Raw genomic sequence first — 4,334 nt, forward strand, 5'->3', positions numbered from 1 at the left:
AAAGCTGACCTGCTCCAAACGTCCCCTCATGCGTAGGTTTAGGCGCGGCAGGCCAAGTATATCGAAAGATTTTCACATCTTCATCTGCTCGATTCGGCCGGGTAATGACCTGCTGGCCACGATTGGAGCCCGACCAACTATTCCCAGGCGCAGAGGATTTCAGGACGCGATTTAAGGGCGAGGCTTCATAAGCTAGGCGAGTAAAAAAGTTACTCTCATTTGCATAAACAGTTTGCAATCGACTTGTGTACTCTTGTCCTACATCTGTTTTAATCCTACCATTTGTCCCAGAAGACGGATAAAGTTTAAGGGTATACTTTTCTCTACCCAAAGCATCGTAAACATGAGGCTGGACTAAATCTTTTCCTGTAGGTGAGGCTTGGTAAAAAACCTCCTGTACAGGACGACCTAAGCCATCATAATATTTTGTTACCGTGGAAGCCTGCTCTTTGCTAGGAAGAATTCCTGAATTTATCTGATGCATGGCCACGCGAGGAGAAATCTCTCGAACCATATTGAGCTGTGGAGAACTTCCTAAAGAGGGAATCACCAAGGTCTCTGGAGAGGTAGCTACCGATTGCTGCTGTGCATTAGGAATTTGTTGTGCTTCTAATTCACGCATTGTAAATGCAGCACAAGCGAGCAGAAAATAAAAATGAATAGTTAAATAGCGCATAAGTAAAATCAAAAAGAGGTAGAAACATTAAATCTATAATCATACCACTGTAGTGTTTCATTGAAAACATTTTTTACCCACTTTAAACGTTTCATTGCATCGTAACCATACCGCACAACATCTCCATTTTCAGCCTCTATGGAGGTAAGTCCTTCACCTGGTCGATACGTATAGCTTGTCACCTGAGCAGACTTCGGATACGCACGCACATTATCAAGTAAAAGCCCAGTCCCAGAAATGGTATACAAACCATTTTGCTGGACTGTACGCTGAAGGAACTGCCATTGAGCACCAATCTCTACATTTTCACCATTTACATGTAATATTCGCGTACCAGATGTAGATTTTACCCAAAAATCAACAATATAAGGTTGAGATCCACCAGCTATATGACGACTTACAGGATTTGAACCCGATAGAGAATAAACATAATTTCCAGCAGCAGCATCAGTACGAAAGGTGGGATTACTTGTGTAAGCCCATCCTCCCTTATCAGTGCTTTCAAAAGAGGTGTAGGCTACCAAATTAGACGAACTATTTTTGGAGTGATAAACAGGGAAGAGTCCATTATAGTCATAACGAAAGGCATTCATTAACCCCCTTTCCGTAAATCTTATTATATTCCCATACGAATCGATATCTATGTCCGTAATCGTTTTTTCCCAGTTACTCAGGTTGGCATCAGGCCTTGTAGTAGGAATTACAAACGTGGAAGCATTAGGTGAGGCGAATTCAAAACGCTCATGAAGCACATAATGCCATTTTCCTCCTCTCAAGAGTTTTTTATAACTATCCATTTTCCCCCCTACAATTAATTCATTTCTCGTAGTAATCACCATGATGGGGGTACTTAACATCCTGTTTGTTCGCATTTCATTGTATAAGGCATCCGAAAAATGATATGGATACCTATAGGTGTTTTTCAATAAGTCATTATTACTATCTTTAATAATTTCCTCTTCTAGAAACCCATTTACCTCATTATATAAATACGTTTTTTCTACCTCATGAAATTCAACACCAGATGGTGCATAGGTTCTCTTTATCTTTTTAATAGGTTTCAAGACAGTGCTAAAGTAATTATAAAAAACAAATTCAAATTTTGCAGGATAGAATGGCGTCAACCAAGTGGCTTCCATCTCCGGTTCAAGCATGTTGACTTTTACAACTTTATTTATTTTTTGTTTTGGTGAGCTTTCAAATTGTGCGATAGAAGTGACTTGCTCTCCATGAGAACGATAGCTGGTAATTTCTTCGCTTACCTTTATGAAAGCAGAACCTTCCTTTTTAAAGTGTTCAGTTTTAGTAGGAAGACCGCTCCATGATGAAATATCAGCTCTCAAAATACTTTGATTGGGCAAATTCTCAATATCTTGAAAAGTGCTAAAATAATAAATAGACTTTCCTGCATCCTCATCTCCTTCTCGAATTTCTTCGACCCTCGTGTTTTTAAAAAATCTTGGCCAAATAGCCTCTATATCGCTCACGGAAGATGTCAAAATCGCGTAGTCACACTCTATCCCATGAATACCTAAATCTATATGGTCTTGCCGACTCATCTTTTGCTGCACAAAGGAGGTTGCATTTAATGTTCTGCTCCCAACAGTCCCTAAATATTCATAAGACGTAGATGAAGCCACTTGCCCCTGATGCGTATACTTCATGATCTTTGTTATCTTAGCCCCGCCATAAAGCGTCGTGCCATAAGTAAATGTACTGTAGCCCCCTGTGGGATAGGTAACTTTATTCATGAGGCCTATGGAGCAGGTGGCAGGATTTACTTCTCTATTGTTCCCAGAAAAAGGAGAAGGCCACACTTGAGTAGGTAGTAAGGTTGAGGCTTGTCGCCCAGTAAAATATCCATAAAAATCTTGAGAAAAATTTATTCTACCCGGTAATCCAGGGTTATACGTAAACTCATAAATCTCATCATCATTGATTACAACCCTATCTAGTCGAAGTCTTCGCGTGGTATAAAGAGGTACTTGATGATTGGGTATTACGCTATTCAGGCCAGTAATGTAACCTTGTGTTAATTTAGCAGTCTTAATAGGCTCCCCCTGAAGGCTTACCCTTATTTCACTTAGGGCGTTGGTTCCTGGAAGATCCAGCCTTTGGGTATTCTGATAAATAAATTCGACCACGTGTCCTCGGCTGGAAGTTATCTTTTTTATACGCGAGGTACCTACAGATGTAGTATTTAAACAAATTTCGTATAAATATTGAGATGGAATCTCACACCCCTGACCTTTTGTAATGAGTTCATACTTTAATTCGTTTATTCCTGAAATGTAAGAGTAGTTTAGGGTCTCATATTCTATTTCTATTGTATCATGATTTTTTGTAACTATAGATGTCAACAACCATGCGTTCGTAGTCGTCTCATTTTCCATGCACATACCGGGGGCTAATGGCTTACTGCAAAGATTATGTAAGGAGGCCCCATCACCTGCATTAAAATAATAGCGATTTCCATCTGCATCACGTGCTGTATTAAAAGTAAAGAGTAATTCCTCAAAAGGGTAAGGAGAAAGCCCTCCATTTTCATCATATAAAAGCTTTCCGCTTTTTCCGAGAAGGGAATAGGAAAAATGATCCGGTTCAAAATCTAGACAGTTTTCTAAATTACTTTTTGTCCACCAGTAATCCGAGAAGTTTGTAAAGTACTCGTTTGGATTAAACATTAAAAAATTAGAAACAGGACGTAGGTAACTATCATCAAAATCCTGTTTTCCTTTTACCTGCTGTATAATCGCTCCGCCGGCTTGTAAACTCCAGCCCATCCCTACATCAGAAGAAACCTCTTCTACTTTAACGCCGCCAGAATAGTACGATAGGCTTACCGGAAAAGAAAGCCCAGGCAATTCGATAGTGTAAATAGGAACGGATAAACTCAAAAGCCCGGAAGCCATATCTACTGGATTATTAGCGAAGTTTAACATGGCAGCCGCGTTAGGACTACTTACTTCCGGCGCGATATCAGGAGGCAAAAAATTATCATTTAAAAAAAATTGAGGCTCAGCGAGAAGTAAAGAGTCTGGTTCAAATTCTTTTTCATCAACAAGCTGCTGCGCTTGCAGATCTAAAACAACAACAAAGAATCCAAAAACAATGAGAAAATGTTTTAAAGATAAATTTTTCATATTCACTGGGTTAAAAGTTATATCTAAGATCTTTTTAAAAAAACATAAATGCAAGCTTTTGATGGAAAAAATTTTCAACTTATACACATCAGATTACCGTTTACACACAAAAATACACCCATTGCGTCCCGTTAAAAGCGTGTAAACCGTCATTAAAGTTATAAAAATCACAAAATCAATAATAAAAAGATTGTATTTTAAGTAAAAAAACAAAATAAATAAAAAATACAAATGCACTAAGCAATGTCTCGCACTGTAGAAAAATATTGAACCTAAAAAACCAATTTTGGACCAACACCCCCGACCTTTCCTTCAGTCTCCAGCAGACACTTTGGAATAAAAAACCTGACTTCGACAATCCATATCCGCTCGACGAATCCCATATTTTTTATAGACGTTAGGTTTTGTAGACTTGCGGAATGGGAAGAAGAGATAAAGAATTTTACTAGGAGCTTTAACGGGAATGGGTTAGTTTTAATTAAAGGTAGGCTTTTTCTGTACGAACAGCCGACGGT

At 38.7% G+C, this 4,334-nt stretch carries 2 protein-coding genes; both read right to left on the reverse strand.

Annotation, left to right across the window (positions count from 1 at the left end):
• The coding region (locus A3SI_RS16170; protein ID WP_040671255.1) for a DUF6443 domain-containing protein at positions 1–676 on the reverse strand (676 nt) is incomplete at its 3' end.
• Between the two features lie 8 nt (positions 677–684).
• Positions 685–3,819: a hypothetical protein gene (locus A3SI_RS16175; RefSeq protein WP_156810362.1), complete on the reverse strand. Its 3,135-nt coding sequence runs from the start codon at positions 3,817–3,819 to the stop codon at positions 685–687.
• Positions 3,820–4,334: the final 515 nt, after the last annotated feature.

Source organism: Nitritalea halalkaliphila LW7, from assembly GCF_000265075.1.
In the GTDB taxonomy this organism is placed as follows: Bacteria; Bacteroidota; Bacteroidia; order Cytophagales; family Cyclobacteriaceae; genus Nitritalea; species Nitritalea halalkaliphila.

Excerpts from the sequence above, each read along its gene's own strand:
- A3SI_RS16175 (WP_156810362.1), bottom strand. The coding sequence starts at position 3,819 with ATGAAAAATTTATCTTTAAAACATTTTCTCATTGTTTTTGGATTCTTT.